Source organism: Ruegeria sp. CDSB113, assembly GCF_059611045.1.
The window spans coordinates 1-14426 of record NZ_JBXWOU010000007.1 but is presented as its reverse complement, the minus strand read 5'-3'; the positions used below and the strand labels follow the sequence as shown (position 1 = coordinate 14426).

At 57.6% G+C, this 14426-nt stretch carries 17 protein-coding genes; 9 read left to right on the top strand and 8 right to left on the bottom strand.

The window, feature by feature from the left end:
- Nucleotides 1-27: 27 nt before the first annotated feature.
- From AC2FIS_RS13350 to AC2FIS_RS13325, 6 genes are read left to right on the top strand one after another with little or no spacing between them, the layout of a single operon-like run.
- Complete coding sequence (locus AC2FIS_RS13350; protein WP_496773835.1) at nt 28-1737, top strand: sensor histidine kinase; 1710 nt, start codon at nt 28-30, stop codon at nt 1735-1737.
- A 3-nt stretch (nt 1738-1740) separates the two neighbouring features.
- Nucleotides 1741-2211, top strand: a complete 471-nt coding sequence (locus tag AC2FIS_RS13345) for an HPr kinase/phosphorylase (RefSeq protein WP_496773833.1) — start codon at nt 1741-1743, stop codon at nt 2209-2211.
- A complete protein-coding gene (gene rapZ / locus AC2FIS_RS13340) occupies nt 2196-3089 on the top strand; it encodes an RNase adapter RapZ (protein ID WP_496773831.1) in 894 nt (297 codons plus the stop codon). Before AC2FIS_RS13345 ends, rapZ begins: the two co-directional genes overlap by 16 nt.
- Complete coding sequence (locus AC2FIS_RS13335; RefSeq protein ID WP_108861263.1) at nt 3086-3478, top strand: PTS sugar transporter subunit IIA; 393 nt, start codon at nt 3086-3088, stop codon at nt 3476-3478. The genes rapZ and AC2FIS_RS13335 overlap by 4 nt, the downstream gene beginning before the upstream one ends.
- Before the next feature lie 17 nt (nt 3479-3495).
- Nucleotides 3496-3765, top strand: coding sequence for an HPr family phosphocarrier protein (locus AC2FIS_RS13330; protein WP_058273259.1), 270 nt, complete (start codon nt 3496-3498; stop codon nt 3763-3765).
- Nucleotides 3766-3804: 39 nt separating this feature from the next.
- The gene (locus tag AC2FIS_RS13325; RefSeq protein WP_496773830.1) at nt 3805-4704 is read left to right on the top strand and encodes a lysophospholipid acyltransferase family protein; all 900 of its coding nucleotides are present in this window, start codon (nt 3805-3807) and stop codon (nt 4702-4704) included.
- Between the two features lie 50 nt (nt 4705-4754).
- On the opposite strand, the gene AC2FIS_RS13320 is transcribed toward AC2FIS_RS13325, so the two are convergent.
- Nucleotides 4755-5630: a 3-hydroxybutyryl-CoA dehydrogenase gene (locus tag AC2FIS_RS13320; RefSeq protein WP_058273257.1), complete on the bottom strand. Its 876-nt coding sequence runs from the start codon at nt 5628-5630 to the stop codon at nt 4755-4757.
- A gap of 162 nt (nt 5631-5792) precedes the next feature.
- Here AC2FIS_RS13320 and AC2FIS_RS13315 point away from each other — a divergent pair, with 162 nt between their 5' ends.
- Nucleotides 5793-6614, top strand: a complete 822-nt coding sequence (locus AC2FIS_RS13315) for a DUF6473 family protein (protein WP_496773829.1) — start codon at nt 5793-5795, stop codon at nt 6612-6614.
- 62 nt (nt 6615-6676) lie between these two features.
- Here the strand turns inward: AC2FIS_RS13315 and AC2FIS_RS13310 are convergent, their stop codons facing one another.
- The 6 genes from AC2FIS_RS13310 to AC2FIS_RS13285 form a co-directional block, all read right to left on the bottom strand.
- On the bottom strand, nt 6677-7606 hold the full coding sequence (locus tag AC2FIS_RS13310) for an electron transfer flavoprotein subunit alpha/FixB family protein (RefSeq protein WP_496773828.1): 930 nt from the start codon (nt 7604-7606) through the stop codon (nt 6677-6679).
- Nucleotides 7606-8364, bottom strand: a complete 759-nt coding sequence (locus AC2FIS_RS13305) for an electron transfer flavoprotein subunit beta/FixA family protein (RefSeq protein WP_058278923.1) — start codon at nt 8362-8364, stop codon at nt 7606-7608. Before AC2FIS_RS13305 ends, AC2FIS_RS13310 begins: the two co-directional genes overlap by 1 nt.
- 264 nt (nt 8365-8628) lie before the next feature.
- Complete coding sequence (locus tag AC2FIS_RS13300) at nt 8629-9201, bottom strand: cob(I)yrinic acid a,c-diamide adenosyltransferase (protein ID WP_496773826.1); 573 nt, start codon at nt 9199-9201, stop codon at nt 8629-8631.
- 3 nt (nt 9202-9204) lie between these two features.
- Complete coding sequence (locus AC2FIS_RS13295) at nt 9205-9405, bottom strand: twin transmembrane helix small protein (protein WP_496773825.1); 201 nt, start codon at nt 9403-9405, stop codon at nt 9205-9207.
- Between the two features lie 80 nt (nt 9406-9485).
- Nucleotides 9486-10313 (bottom strand): SDR family NAD(P)-dependent oxidoreductase, encoded by an 828-nt coding sequence (locus AC2FIS_RS13290; RefSeq protein WP_496773824.1) that lies wholly within the window; start codon nt 10311-10313, stop codon nt 9486-9488.
- Nucleotides 10314-10382: 69 nt separating this feature from the next.
- The gene (locus AC2FIS_RS13285) at nt 10383-10994 is read right to left on the bottom strand and encodes an SH3 domain-containing protein (RefSeq protein ID WP_496773823.1); all 612 of its coding nucleotides are present in this window, start codon (nt 10992-10994) and stop codon (nt 10383-10385) included.
- Nucleotides 10995-11196: 202 nt separating this feature from the next.
- Between AC2FIS_RS13285 and AC2FIS_RS13280 the strand changes: the two genes are divergently transcribed.
- Together AC2FIS_RS13280 and AC2FIS_RS13275 are read left to right on the top strand one after the other, a co-directional pair.
- On the top strand, nt 11197-13545 hold the full coding sequence (locus tag AC2FIS_RS13280) for a DNA topoisomerase IV subunit A (protein ID WP_496773822.1): 2349 nt from the start codon (nt 11197-11199) through the stop codon (nt 13543-13545).
- Between the two features lie 97 nt (nt 13546-13642).
- Nucleotides 13643-14236 (top strand): hypothetical protein, encoded by a 594-nt coding sequence (locus AC2FIS_RS13275; RefSeq protein WP_113791293.1) that lies wholly within the window; start codon nt 13643-13645, stop codon nt 14234-14236.
- Here AC2FIS_RS13275 and AC2FIS_RS13270 read toward each other — a convergent pair.
- On the bottom strand, nt 14214-14426 hold a 213-nt coding region (locus tag AC2FIS_RS13270; RefSeq protein ID WP_282169893.1), incomplete at its 5' end, for a hypothetical protein. The two genes, AC2FIS_RS13275 and AC2FIS_RS13270, sit on opposite strands and share 23 nt — an antisense overlap.

The following is a 14426-nucleotide window of genomic DNA, read 5'->3' as shown; positions in this document are numbered from 1 at the left end:
GCCAAATACTAGGGGTAACCGGGTCTCGTGCGGGATACAGAACAAGCCAGCGAAATGCGGGACGGTGATGTCGTTCTCGGGGATGATTGGGTCATCCCGCAGGATCCCGAGTCAGCCGAACTTCGGCATGCACGCCGCCGTCGCGGCCTGTTTACTATGCGCGGCTCGCCGCTTGCGCGCAAGATTATCACCCTTAATCTGATCGCGTTGGTGACGCTGGTTACCGGGTTGCTGTATCTGGACGATTCCCGTGATGAGCAGGTTCAACAGACCGCGCGCAATCTGATCGGGGATGCGCAACTGGTCAGCAACGTGTTCGAAGCACAGCTGCGCCAGACAGCGTCCGGCCTGTCGCAGGATGCCGGCGCCCTTGACGTCAAGGACACGCTTGAGGGGCTCACCTTGCCCGAAGGGGGCGAAGTCTTTGTCTATGACGCACGGGGAACTCTGATTGGATGGGCGCGTGGTGCCGCATCCGAGCAGGCGCTATTGGCGTCCGAGTCCGAGGTGCAAACCGGCAGTACGTTGATCAGCGATGCCTTGAACGCCGTGTGGAAGGGTTTGTCGCGCGTGTTCACCGACACGGAAACCAACGAAGCGCCTACGCTGGCGCAACGGGTTCAGACCATCGTACCCGGCGCGCTTCAGGGGCAGATGCAGGTGCAGGCCGTCAAGGATGACTTTGGCGAAACGGTCATCGTTGCAGCCGCCCCAATTCTGCAGGATGGCGTCGCGGTAGGCGCGGTTGCCATGGCCGGTCCATCCGGAGAGATTGACGCCCTCGCCCGCCGCGAGCAGGAGCGTATCCTTCAGATGTTTGTTGTCGCGCTTCTTGTGTCGATCGGACTTAGCCTTGTTCTCGCTTCAACCATCGCAAACCCATTGGCGGATCTTGCGGCGGCCGCCGAACTGGGCAAGGACCGGGGCGCCGGAGTGAACCCTGGTCGTATCCGCATCCCCGACCTGACCGCGCGTCCGGATGAAATCGGTCTGCTCAGCCGCGCGCTGCGGGGTATGGTGACCGCGCTTTATAACCGAATTGACGCGAACGAACAGTTCGCCGCTGATGTCGCGCATGAGATCAAAAACCCCCTGGCCAGCCTTCAGTCTGCCGTGGGCACGTTACGAATGGTCAAACGCGATGACCAACGTGAAAAGCTGATGGGTGTGATCGAACACGACGTTCGCCGTCTGGACCGTTTGGTCAGCGATATCTCGAACGCGTCCCGTCTGGATGCCGAACTCGTCAAGGAAGAAGAACAGCCCTTTGATCTGGTAAAGCTGGTTGGCAGTATCAGTCAGTTTCTGGGAGAAGATGCCCGGGCAAAGGGCATCGACTATGTGACCGATCTGCCGGCCAACCCGATCATTATCAACGGGCTGGAGGCGCGTCTGGCGCAGGTCTTTGTCAACCTGATCACCAATGCCACTTCGTTCTGCGCGGAAGGCGATGCGATCCGAGTCTGGGTCCGGCGGCGCGAAAACCGCGTGCTGGTCGTGGTCGAGGACACCGGCCCTGGTATTCCGGAACAGGCCCTGACCAAAGTCTTCAAAAGGTTTTATTCTGAGCGACCTGCCGAACACTTTGGAAATAACTCAGGCCTTGGCTTGGCGATCTCAAAACAGATTGTTGAAGCACATAGCGGTGTGATCTGGGCAGAAAACATCCGACCAACCGATGCCGATATCACCTCGGACCCGCTAGGCGCGCGCTTTGTAGTTGGCTTGCCCGTGTAAATCATGAGCGCCCCGTCAATCTATGATCTGGAAAAACAGGACAGTGCCATACTCCACGCCAGCTGTGTGGCTGTTGGCGGGCGCGGCCTGCTGATTGTTGGTGCGTCGGGGGCGGGAAAATCCGCGCTGGTTTTGCAGATGATGGCACTGGGTGCTGAACTTGTCGGTGATGACCGCGTGGCTTTACGCAATAGCGGCGGGGAAGTGACAGCTGATGCGGCCCCAAATATCCGCGGTGTTGTTGAGGCCCGCGGTATCGGATTGTTGCGCGCGCCACCCGTAGGACCAGTGGGGTTGCGCTATGTGGTGGATTTGGACCAGCGGGAAGAAGCACGTTTGCCAGATCCGATCTCGATCCGAGCCCTGGGGCAAACTATCCCCTTGCTTCGCGGTAGCGGCGTCCCCAACTTGGCTTCGGCATTGATGCAACTGATGAAAATGGGGCGTGTGAACCCGGAATGGCCCAGCAAATGAAACAACAGCGGCGGATCGTTTTGATCACCGGCCCTTCGGGTGCTGGGCGGACAACGGCGATCCGTGTGCTTGAAGATTTGGGGTTCGAGGCCATCGACAATTTGCCGATGGGCCTTTTGATGCGCTTGTTGGACGGTCCGGAAAACGATCGGCCCATGGCGTTGGGCATCGATGCCCGAAATCGCGATTTCTCGACCATCGGGTTCATTGATCTTGTTATGCGGCTGCGGCGGACCGAGCAGGTCGAGCTGACGGTTCTCTATTTGGATTGCCGAAACGAAGTGCTGTTGCGGCGGTTTTCGGAAACCCGAAGGCGCCATCCCGTTGCGGCTGATGCAGGCCCTGAAGCCGGTGTGCTGCAGGAAAAAGAGCTGTTGGCCCCGATCCGAGAAATTGCGGACATTCTGATCGACACCAGCCAGATTAACGTTCACCAGCTACGCAAGGAAGTCGAGCATTGGTTCGCTCCGGAAGGCGGCCGCCATCTGGCGGTATCCATCGAGTCTTTTTCGTACAAGCGCGGCTTGCCGCATGGGTTGGACATGGTTTTTGACTGCAGGTTTCTGGCCAACCCCCACTGGCGTCCGGAATTGCGGGCCAAAGATGGTCGAAACCCGGACGTGGCGCGCTATGTTCAGTCTGACACGAATTACGCGCCGTTTTTCGACCGCGTTGTCGATCTGCTGAAATTGTTACTGCCGGCCTACCGCGCCGAAGGCAAAGCGCATCTCTCGGTGGCCTTCGGGTGCACCGGAGGGCAACACAGATCTGTCGCAACTGCAGAAGCGGTCGCAAAGGCCCTTGCACAGGAGGGGCAGCAAGTGGCAGTTAGACACCGCGAAATGGAACGTCGATCGTTGAATGAGAGGCTGGATTGATCGGGATCGTACTCGTAGCACATGGCGGGCTGGCTCAGGAATATCTGGCCGCAATGCAGCATGTTGTCGGAAATCAACCGGGCCTGGCCGCAATCTCGATTGAGGCTGACCACGACCGGGAAGCCAAGCAGTCGGAAATCTGCACCGCCGCTGACGGCGTGGATGTCGGCGATGGTGTGGTCGTTGTCACGGATCTGTTTGGCGGCAGCCCGTCGAATCTGAGTTTGAAGGCCTGCGCGCCGCAGGATCGGCGTATTCTTTACGGTGCAAATCTGCCTATGCTGATAAAATTGGCCAAAAGTCGCCACTTGCCGATCGGGGATGCGGTCCGGCGGGCGATGGAGGCTGGACGTAAATATATCAATGCGCAAAACGTGACGTTGGATTAAGACCGGATTGATTAAGAATGACCAACCGAAGCTTGAAAATAATCAATGAAAAAGGCCTGCACGCCCGCGCCTCGGCTAAGCTGGTCGAAGTGGTCGAGGGGTTTGACGCGCAGGCAGAGGTGTCCAAAGACGGACTTTCTGCATCAGGGGACAGCATCATGGGTCTTTTGATGTTGGCAGCGTCTCGCGGAACGACTATTGACGTCGAGACGTCCGGACCGGATGCTGAGGCGTTGGCGGATGCATTGGAAACCCTTGTGAACGGAAAGTTCGGGGAAGGGTTCTGATCCTGCCAGTCGCGATACGAAGAACGGGAAAACCAGGAATTGGCGCAAACGACGCACGAGACCAAGACAGGCCCGGTGGTGGACGGGGCGGAAGATCAGGGCGAAATCTATGATCGTAGAACCCTGACCTATGCGAATTCCTTCGACGATGCCTGGACGTCTACAGCTATCCGCGCCATCGAATGGTGTACCGGTAAGCTGACTATTCTTCGGATGGTAAATAAGTTCGAAAAAAAGAACGAATACTATCGTGGTCAAAGGTTCTGGGGCGGTGCGCTTGAGGTCATGGGAATCAACCTGACCACACCGCAGGACCAATATGCAAACATCCCGAAAGAAGGACCTGTGATCGTCGTGGCCAATCACCCGCATGGCATGGTCGACGGCATGATACTGGCCGAACTAATCGGGCAGGTTCGCAATGACTACCGTATCCTGACCCGCTCGGTCCTGACCGGACTGGATGAGGCAGCGACCTCGTTCATGATCCCGGTTCCTTTTCCACACGACCCCGAAGCGCAAGCCAAAATGCTTGAGATGCGCGGCAAGGCGATGGAACACCTGAAGGAAGGTGGCGTTGTTGCGCTGTTCCCGTCGGGTGTGGTTATGTCCTCGGACGACTGGTTCGGGCCTGCGCAAGAGCAGGAATGGAATGTGTTTACCGCCAAGATGATCCGCCGATCCGGCGCGCAGGTGGTCCCGATTTTCTTCCCCGGCAGCAATTCGCGCGCCTATCAGATTGCCAACAAGTTGTCGCCGATCCTACGACAGGGGCTGCTGTTGCATGAGATCGTCCGCTCTTGCAACAAACCGCAATCTCCGGTGATTGGCGAGCCGATTTCGGACGAGGATATGAAGCTGCTGGAAAGTGACCCGCGCGGTTTCATGGCGTGGCTCAGAAAGCGCACAATGGCGCTTGGTAAATCACGCAATCCCTGATCCGCTCTTCATCTGGCAAAAAATTTCCCGGGCGAGGGGGCTGGCCCCCTCTAGCGCGTTGGGACCGGTGTTTCACCTCTGTAGTCATAAAATCCGCGTTCGGTCTTTCGGCCAAGCCAGCCGGCTTCGACGTATTTTGTCAGCAGTGGGCAGGGCCGGTACTTGGTGTCTGCCAACCCGTCGTGCAACACGTTCATAATCGCCAGACATGTGTCCAGCCCAATGAAATCAGCCAGCTCCAGCGGCCCCATCGGGTGGTTTGCACCCAGTCGCATCGATTGGTCAATCGACTGCACGCTGCCGACCCCTTCGTAGAGGGTGTAGACAGCCTCATTGATCATCGGCATCAGAATACGGTTCACGATGAAGGCTGGGAAGTCTTCCGCGCTTGCTGCGGTTTTGCCAAGCCGGTCCACAACCGCCTTACACGATTTGAACGTCTCTTCATCCGTGGCAATCCCCCGGATCAGCTCGACCAACTGCATCACGGGTACCGGGTTCATGAAATGGAACCCCATAAAGCGTTCCGGCCGATCCGTTCGGCTGGCCAGGCGGGTAATCGAGATTGAGGACGTGTTGGATGTCAGAATCGTATGGGGCAGAAGATGCGGCTGCAGGTCTTCGAAAATCGCCTGTTTGATTGCTTCCCGCTCGGTTGCGGCTTCGATCACCAGATCGGTCTGACCCAACTGGGGCAGCTCCAACGTCGTGTTGATCCGGCTCAGTGTGGCTTGCATCATTTCGTCCGAGATTTTGCCTTTTGATGCTTGTCGGGCCAGATTGCCTTCAATCGTCGCCACGGCGCTGTCCAGCGCGTCCTGCGAGACATCGTTCAGCAGAACGTCATACTCCGCCAGCGCCAGAACATGAGCAATGCCATTGCCCATCTGACCTGCGCCAATCACTCCGACCGATTTTACATCCATGTTCAGGTGCCTTTGTGTCTCGGGATACGGCGACAGTATCGACAGATAGGGGCGGGCGGCAAGGGGATCCGACCGTTCGATTTTGCTTCAAATGCGCACATTAGGATTTTCTCAAGACTTGCGGCTGCAAGATGGCAACCGGGTGAAAAATGGGTGAGTGATATGAGCTATCATCAAACAGGCTCGGGGGGACCCGGGCATGAGGTTTGCCAATATGATGGATCGCGGCTGTGGTTTCGCGGTGCTCGGCGTGTTCTGGATCAACCTTACGCAGCTTGCGTTGGCGGGGATGAGACATTTGGGCGATTCGTCGACCGTCCATTCTCAGCTATTCTCGAAGACGGGCTTGAAAGGCGCGTTCTGAACTTTGGATGCCTGTTCAGCGGCGTTGACGCGTTGTGCGATGACATGGGGTTGTGCAATTTGCTAAGGGGCGCAGATCTGTGCGTCATGCAGGCGCCAGGGCTTCTTGGACAGTCCAACCATTTTTATCGCGTTCATTCCAGGCGCAATGACCGGTTTCTGGCGCCAACGAAGGATTTGATCAGCCTGTATCCCGAAATTGACTTCACCGAGATTCATTTCGTGCGCCACCTGATGACCTGCCTGCAAACGGTTCGCGACGCGCGCATCGAAGTTGTTCTGGACGAACTGCGCCGAAACTGGGTTCGGAAGATCGGTGAATTTCTTCGAGGCCTGGAAACTCCGGTGATCCTCTTGCGGCTGCACGTCATTCGAGGAGAACTGGGCGCGCATCACATTGACAGCGCTGATGTCGGCGTAACGGATCAGATGATCGAGGTCGTTGGCAATTCCTGTACGGATATCGTCGACGTCAAAACACATGTGTGCGGCCAGTCTGACGAGATTGAGGACATGTTGTTCGGCACACTGCAACAGCCGATGGCAGAGCACATGATTGGCCCAGCTGCCCATCGGGCGATTGCGGCAGCTTTGATGGGGCCAATACGCAATCTGCATTAATAAAAAGGCCCGCCTTTTTGCGGGCCTTTCCAAATTTCGCGATGAAAAAGCTAAGCCAGCGGTTAGCCGAGTTTCTCGGTCAGTTCGGGTACGGCCTGGAACAGATCTGCAACCAGTCCGAAATCCGCAACCTGGAAGATAGGCGCTTCTTCGTCCTTGTTGATCGCAACGATGACTTTCGAGTCTTTCATACCAGCCAGGTGCTGAATCGCGCCCGAAATGCCGATCGCGACATACAGGTCGGGTGCAACAACCTTACCGGTCTGACCGACCTGCCAGTCGTTCGGTGCATAGCCCGAGTCCACGGCGGCGCGCGATGCGCCGACTGCGGCACCCAGCTTGTCAGCAAGACCTTCGATCAGTTTGAAGTCCTCTTCCGAGCCGACACCACGGCCGCCCGAGACAACAACGCCAGCCGAGGTTAGTTCCGGACGATCGCTCGCGGCAACTTTGTCCTCGACCCATGACGATAGACCTGGGTTGTCACCGACCGAGATGGTCTCAACCGCAGCCGAGCCGCCTTCGCCAGCCGCGTCAAAGGACGCCGTACGGAAGGTGACGACTTTTTTGGCATCGCGTGACTTCACGGTCTGGATCGCGTTGCCCGCATAGATCGGACGCTCAAAAGTCGAGCCGTCAACCACGCCAGATGCATCCGAGATCACCATCGCGTCCAGCAGGGCTGCAACGCGCGGCATCACGTTCTTGGCGTCGGTGGTGGCAGGAGCAACGATGTGCTCATAACCATCAGCCAGACCGACGATCAGGGCCGCGGTCGATTCAGCCAGGCGGTGGCCCAGCGATGCGTCTTCAGCGACCAGTACCTTGGACACACCGTCGATCTTGGCGGCGGCTTCACCGGCAGCAGCGGCAGAACCGCCCGCGGCCAAAACGGTGATTTCACCCAGTGCCTTTGCGGCCGTGACAGCTTTGGCGGTGGCGTCCATCGCCAGTTCGCCGTTGTTGACTTCTGCGAGAAGAAGAACAGCCATTACACAGCCCCCGCTTCTTTGAGTTTCTCGACCAGCTCATCAACCGATCCGACGACGATACCTGCGGCACGTGCCGGAGGCTCTTCGGTTTTGACGACTTCCAGACGCGGCGTGACGTCGACGCCGTAATCGGCGGCGGTTTTCTCGTCCAGCGGCTTTTTCTTCGCCTTCATGATGTTCGGCAAAGACGCATAGCGCGGCTCGTTCAAGCGCAGGTCAACAGTGACGATGGTCGGCATCTTGACGCTGATGGTCTGCAGGCCGCCGTCTACTTCACGGGTGATCTTGGCGCTGTCGCCTTCGATGTCCAGCTCGGACGCGAAGGTGCCTTGCGACCAGCCCAGCAGGGCCGACAGCATCTGACCGGTAGCGTTCATGTCGTTGTCGATCGCTTGCTTACCAGCCAAAACGATGCCGGGTTGCTCTTCCTCGACCACTTTGGCCAGGATCTTGGCAACGGCCAGCGGTTCGATGTCTTGATGGACGTCATCGGCAGCAACAACCAGAATGGCGCGGTCAGCGCCCATGGCCAGTGCGGTGCGCAGGGTTTCCTGCGATTGCTTGACGCCAATCGAAACGGCAACGATTTCGTCAGCCTTGCCTGCTTCTTTCAGGCGAATCGCTTCTTCCACAGCGATTTCGTCGAACGGGTTCATCGACATTTTGACATTGGCGAGATCAACACCGCTACCGTCCGCTTTCACGCGAACTTTCACATTATAGTCAATCACGCGTTTGACAGGCACGAGTACCTTCATTTTGCGCTTGCTCCTCACAAAAAACGGTAAGCCGCGAAGCGACTCCACCAATGCTCTCGGGGGACTGAATAGCGTCTCAGTTCACGCTGCAACAGGGCAAAATCGTCACGTCATGAACTTGAGACGTCGCGTTTCATGTTTTTTGACGCAACGGCGTGAAATTTTATTGTTTTGGTGGCCGGTGCCAGAGCGTTGTTCCCCACCCGTTTGGCTGGGGTTTTGCTTTGTTGGTCGCTTCAGGGTTCGCCGGATCCCGCGCCATCTTCAGCGGTTTGCGCCCGGAACCCACAAAACGTCCACAGTGCCGTTTTCGTTGGCGCAGCGGGCGGCAACAAAAAACCAGTCACTCAGACGATTGAGGTATTTCACCGCGACTGCGTTGACGGGTTCCATGTTGGTCAGCTCGACCGCAAGGCGTTCGGCGCGGCGGGATACGGTTCTGCAGACATGCAGATTCGCTGCCAGACGCGACCCGCCGGGCAAGATGAAGCTGCGCAGCGGCTCTAGCGTTTCGTTCATCACGTCAATCTCGGCTTCCAACCGATCAATCTGAGATGCAACGATGCGCAGGGGCGTGTAATCGGCCTCGGCGTCTTTTTCCATGTCGGGGCGACAGAAATCTGCGCCCAGATCGAACAGGTCGTTTTGAATGCGCGCCAGCGCAGCATCGACATCGCCTTCCGCCTCGGTCCGGGCAACGCCGACAAAAGCGTTCAGTTCGTCAACGGTCCCATACGCGGCCACGCGACCAGAATATTTAGCAACACGCTCGCCGTTGCCCAGCGCAGTTTTTCCATCATCGCCGGTGCGGGTGTAAATCTTGTTCAGAACGACCATTTATTAAGCTCCTTGTCCGCGCAGGTAGACGTAGAGCACGATCAGCACCACAGCAATGAACTGGAACAGGATGCGAAGACGCATCATCTTGTTGCTTTTCATCGCAGCAGCTTTGCCGCTTTTGCCGAAATTGGAGATGCCGATCGCCAGCACGACGACAACCGCCGCCATGGCCAACAGCAAAATGACCATCAAAAGGTCCATAAGCACACCGTCCGCGTTTCTTGTTTCGTTTGGCTATCATCTAGCCTCATGTACATGAAAAGCGAACGGGTAATTTCGCCTCAGACGTCCGACAGAATGCGGTCGATAGTGCGGGTGGGCAAAAGGCGGCGCAGATAACCGGCGATATAGGTTGGCGTGGTGACATAGTAGCGCGCGCGCGGCCTTTTTGATTCAACCGCATGGGCCAGCTTGTCGGTCACCGCTGATGCAGGCAGTTCGAAACGATCCGGGCCTGAGGATTCGTACAGTCTTTTCAACAGCGAAGCCTCGTATCTTTCGCGCAGAGCCGAGTTCTCCCAGTTGATGAAACGTTCGAAGAAGGGGATCGAATTCTCGCGGATTTTCGACGTGATTGGGCCGGGTTCGATCAGGATGGCCTTGATATTCGTCCCGGCAAGTTCCAGACGCAGCGTGTCGGTAAGACCTTCAATGGCATACTTTGTGGCGACATATGCGCCGCGCCATGGGAAGGCCACCAGGCCCAGAACCGACGAATTCTGAACGATTCGCCCGTGCCCCTGCGCGCGCATGACCGGAATCACCAGCCGGGTGAGTTCATGCCAGCCAAAGAAGTTGGCCTCGAATATCACACGGAGTCCTTCGGTCGGCAGATCTTCAACTGCGCCGGGCAAGCCGTGCGCTCCGTTGTTGAACAGCGCATCCAGGGTGCCTCCAGTGGCCTCAAGCACTTCGGTCAGGCCCGAGGCGATACTTGCGGCGTCGGTATAGTCGATGCGCGGGCTTTCAAAGCCTTGCGCGCGCAGCCGGTCGCAATCACGCTGCTGGCGGCAGGATGCAAAGACACGCCAGCCGCGCGCACGCATACCGTGTGCCGCGTCCAGACCGATGCCGGACGAGCAGCCGGTGATAAGAATGGTTTTCTGCATGATCTTCCTGACCCTTAATTCAGGTCAAAGTTATGGTGAGGTACGGGGCAGGACAATGACGGTGCAGCGTCAGTTTTGAATTTTTCGAACCAATGAGGCTGAAATCCAACCGACCTGTTGCGCGGGCAACACGCGCAAGCGCAGCCAGCCGGTTCCGGATTCGCTTAGCACTTCGACCTTTTGTCCGATGGCCGCTTTGCCGACAATTGGGTAAATGGTGCCTGGCCCATCGCGCATGTTCACCCGCGTTCCCGAGATTTCGCGGATGTCTTTTTCAGGTTCGGGAATCGCCGCGGCCTCTGAAGTTTCCGGCAGGGGCGCTTCATCGGTCTGACGCAAACCCGCTACGCCGTCTTCCAACGAAGCAAGCGTGATGTTTGCGCTCTGATCGTCGAACACCGAGATGCCGGACAGAGATTGAAGGCTGGCGGGTTCGGCCACGATCTGCACGATCTCTTCGGGTTCAGGTTGGGGTTGTGCACGCACCGATGGTGCCCGTACGGCCACATTGGTCACAAGTTCTTCAACCCGAGCGGGCGCTACTGCCGCAGGCTGGGATACAGAGGCAACGCGCACAGGTTGATCGCTCCGCAAGCCGCGCGGTTCGAAATCTGGTCCGCCGCTCATAACGTAAAAACACCAGCCAAGTGCAGTGAAAGTCAAAATAATAAGGCGCGTCATGGCGCATCCCCCAGGTCAATCGTTAGGTACAAGAAATTGGCAGCAGTCTAATGAAGACAGCCTACCATATTTCGCGGTCCGAGTCGAAAACCGGGGGAATTCCGGGACTTGTCTCCCCCTGTTGCAAAAAGCGCGACTTGTCCCCAGCAAAATCTAAGCTGATTGCTTTACCAGCGCGCGCTTGCGGCGTATCACATCATATATGAACGATACGATCGACGACCCCAATATGGAGGTCCCCAACAATGGGGGCGAGATAGCTGAACCGCTGCGCCGCGCGATTGGCGAACGCTATCTGACCTATGCGCTGTCCACCATCATGCACCGGGCCTTGCCTGATGCGCGCGATGGGCTGAAGCCTGTGCACAGGCGAATCCTCTATGCGATGCGCGAGCTTCGACTCAGCGCAACGGGCGGGTTCCGTAAATCCGCGAAGATTTCCGGCGACGTGATGGGGAACTATCACCCGCATGGCGATGCCGCGATCTACGACGCGATGGCGCGTCTGGCGCAGGATTTCAACGTTCGCTACCCGCTGGTCGACGGGCAGGGCAACTTTGGCAACATCGACGGTGATAACCCTGCGGCCTCACGTTACACCGAGGCGCGGATGACCATCGTGGCCGAAGCGTTGCTTGAGGGGCTGAACGAAGACGCCGTCGATTTCCGCGACAACTATGATGGCACGCTGTCCGAGCCGGTCGTACTGCCGGCGCAGTTTCCGAACCTGCTGGCCAATGGGTCCAGCGGAATCGCGGTGGGCATGGCAACGAACATCCCGCCGCACAATATTGCCGAGCTGTGTGATGCCTGTCTGCATCTGATCAAGGTGCCGGATGCCCGCGATGATACGTTGCTGAACTATGTGCCGGGTCCGGACTTCCCGACCGGTGGCATTATCGTCGAGCCCCCAGAGAATATTGCGCAGTCTTATCGAACCGGGCGTGGATCTTTCCGTCTGCGGTGCAAATACGAGGTCGAAGATCTGGGCCGCGGCCAGTGGCAGATCATTGTCACCGAGATCCCTTATCAAGTTCAGAAATCCAAACTGATCGAAAAGATCGCGGAACTGATCCAGACCAAGAAAATCCCGATCCTTGCCGACGTACGCGACGAATCCGCAGATGACATCCGCCTGATCCTCGAACCGCGCTCCAAGAACGTGGACCCAGAGGTTTTGATGGGCATGCTCTATCGCAGTTCGGACCTTGAGGTGCGATTCAGCCTGAACATGAACGTGCTGATCGACGGGGTGACGCCCAAGGTCTGCTCGATGAAGGAAGTGCTGCGCGCCTTCCTAGATCACCGGCAAGAGGTGCTGCTGCGCCGCTCGCGCCACCGCATGGCGAAGATCGACCACCGGCTGGAAGTGCTGGAGGGCTTTATTGTTGCCTTCCTCAACCTCGACCGTGTGATCGACATCATCCGCTACGACGACGACCCCAAAGCCGCGCTGATGCGTGAGGATTGGGGCATCGACCATATCCGCGCCACCAGCGAGGCCGACTATGTCTCGCCCAAGCCGGGCGAGGGCGAATTGTCCGAGGTTCAGGTCGATGCGATCCTCAACATGCGCCTGCGCAGCTTGCGCCGTCTGGAAGAGATGGAACTGGTCCGCGAACGTGACGCATTGATGTTGGAACGCGCCAATCTCGAGGACCTGCTGGCCGACCCGGCCCTGCAATGGGCCAAAATCGCCGAGCAGTTGAAAGAGACCAAGAAGACCTTTGGCAAAGACTATGAAGGTGGCGCGCGCCGAACCCAATTTGCCGAAGCCGGGCAGGTTGAAGAAGTACCGCTTGAGGCAATGATCGACAAAGAACCGATCACGGTCGTCTGCTCTCAGATGGGCTGGATTCGCGCCATGACGGGTCACATCGACCTGAAGCGCGAGTTAAAGTTCAAGGACGGCGACGGCCCGCGTTTCATATTCCACGCTGAAACGACTGACCGCTTGTTGGTGTTTGCCTCGAACGGACGATTCTACACGCTCAGCGCCGCCAATCTGCCGGGTGGGCGCGGTATGGGCGAACCGCTGCGCCTGATGGTCGATCTGCCGAATGAGGCACAGATCATCGACATCCTGATCCACAAGCCAGGGCGCAAGCTGTTGGTGGCGTCAGACGCGGGTAACGGTTTCATGGTGCCCGAAGATGACGTGTTGGCCCAGACCCGCAACGGTAAGCAGGTGCTGAACGTCAAAGCTGACGAGACGGCGATGATCTGTAAGCCCGTTTCGGGCGATCACGTCGCGGTTGTCTCGCAGAACGGCAAGTTCTTGGTGTTCCCAGTGGAAGAACTGCCCGAAATGGGGCGCGGTAAGGGCGTACGCCTGCAAAAATACAATATGGCGCGCGGCCGACAGGGGACACTGGAACTGGATGGTGGCCTGTCCGACATCACGACCTTCAACTGGGAAGAGGGGCTGAGGTGGTCCATGGGCGGTGACAAAACGCGTCACGAGGCGGACATGTCACAGTGGCTGGCCAAACGGGCCAGCGTTGGGAAAAAAGCGCCTTATGGTTTCCCGCGCGACTATAAATTTTCGTGAGTAAGCGCGCAGGCAAGTGGATTTCTGCCGATACGGCTTGGCACAAGCCGTATCGTTGCGCTAGATCAAAGAAAAACAGGCATATCGAGACGAGAACATGTTGCGAGCTTTGACCCTGATTACCGGACTGGCCCTGATGGGCGCGTGCACGCAGACACAGGTTTACGAAGAGCCTGAGTCGCTGGGCGAATTCAAATTGCGTGTCAATTATGCTTTTGCTGAAAAGGCTCGGAAGGGGCCGGTGTCGCGGGAAGCGACGCCTAAAGAGTGGGAAGACGCCATTCAGAACGCCGTGAATATTCGGCTTGGCCGGTATGAGGGCGCCCAAGAATACGACATAGGAATCAGTCTGGAAGGGTTTATGCTGGCCCCTCCGGGTGTGCCTGTGATCTACAATCCCAAAAGCACAGCAATCGTTCTGGTGAATGTTTACGATGTGCGCAAAAAAGAGTTTCTGGCCAAAGGCAAACAGTTCCAGGTTCTTGAAGACACGACCGGTGAAAGCGCTCTTACGGGATCTGGGCATACCCGCACCAGAGAAGAGCAAATGGACGGATTGGCGCTCAAGGTTGCCGATCGTGTCGAGGAATGGCTTGCCGAGGAACACAAGGACAACGGCTGGTTTGACCGGCGTCCCGACCTGATCCAGCCGTTGGAATCCGTCGAGGTCACCCAAAATCCGGCGTCTTGACCAGCTTTTCACGCAGGATGTGCTTGATTTTCTCCTTTGAACCCAATATCTCGCGCGCGCAGATGTAACCACGGGACCACGGGTCCCCCCAATCGCAAAAGGGCGCCTGAGGAATGGCAAAGGAAAAGTTTGAGCGTAATAAGCCGCACGTCAACATCGGCACGATTGGCCACGTTGACCACGGCAAGAC

Excerpts from the sequence above, each read along its gene's own strand:
- AC2FIS_RS13300 (WP_496773826.1), bottom strand. The coding sequence starts at position 9,201 with ATGGTCGTTCTGAACAAGATTTACACCCGCACCGGCGATGATGGAAAA.
- AC2FIS_RS13290 (WP_496773824.1), bottom strand. The coding sequence starts at position 10,313 with ATGCAGAAAACCATTCTTATCACCGGCTGCTCGTCCGGCATCGGTCTG.
- AC2FIS_RS13330 (WP_058273259.1), top strand. The coding sequence starts at position 3,496 with ATGACCAACCGAAGCTTGAAAATAATCAATGAAAAAGGCCTGCACGCC.
- AC2FIS_RS13320 (WP_058273257.1), bottom strand. The coding sequence starts at position 5,630 with ATGGATGTAAAATCGGTCGGAGTGATTGGCGCAGGTCAGATGGGCAAT.
- AC2FIS_RS13275 (WP_113791293.1), top strand. The coding sequence starts at position 13,643 with ATGTTGCGAGCTTTGACCCTGATTACCGGACTGGCCCTGATGGGCGCG.
- AC2FIS_RS13280 (WP_496773822.1), top strand. The coding sequence starts at position 11,197 with ATGAACGATACGATCGACGACCCCAATATGGAGGTCCCCAACAATGGG.
- AC2FIS_RS13310 (WP_496773828.1), bottom strand. The coding sequence starts at position 7,606 with ATGGCTGTTCTTCTTCTCGCAGAAGTCAACAACGGCGAACTGGCGATG.
- rapZ (WP_496773831.1), top strand. The coding sequence starts at position 2,196 with ATGGCCCAGCAAATGAAACAACAGCGGCGGATCGTTTTGATCACCGGC.
- AC2FIS_RS13345 (WP_496773833.1), top strand. The coding sequence starts at position 1,741 with ATGAGCGCCCCGTCAATCTATGATCTGGAAAAACAGGACAGTGCCATA.
- AC2FIS_RS13305 (WP_058278923.1), bottom strand. The coding sequence starts at position 8,364 with ATGAAGGTACTCGTGCCTGTCAAACGCGTGATTGACTATAATGTGAAA.
- AC2FIS_RS13285 (WP_496773823.1), bottom strand. The coding sequence starts at position 10,994 with ATGACGCGCCTTATTATTTTGACTTTCACTGCACTTGGCTGGTGTTTT.
- AC2FIS_RS13315 (WP_496773829.1), top strand. The coding sequence starts at position 5,793 with ATGAGCTATCATCAAACAGGCTCGGGGGGACCCGGGCATGAGGTTTGC.
- AC2FIS_RS13295 (WP_496773825.1), bottom strand. The coding sequence starts at position 9,405 with ATGGACCTTTTGATGGTCATTTTGCTGTTGGCCATGGCGGCGGTTGTC.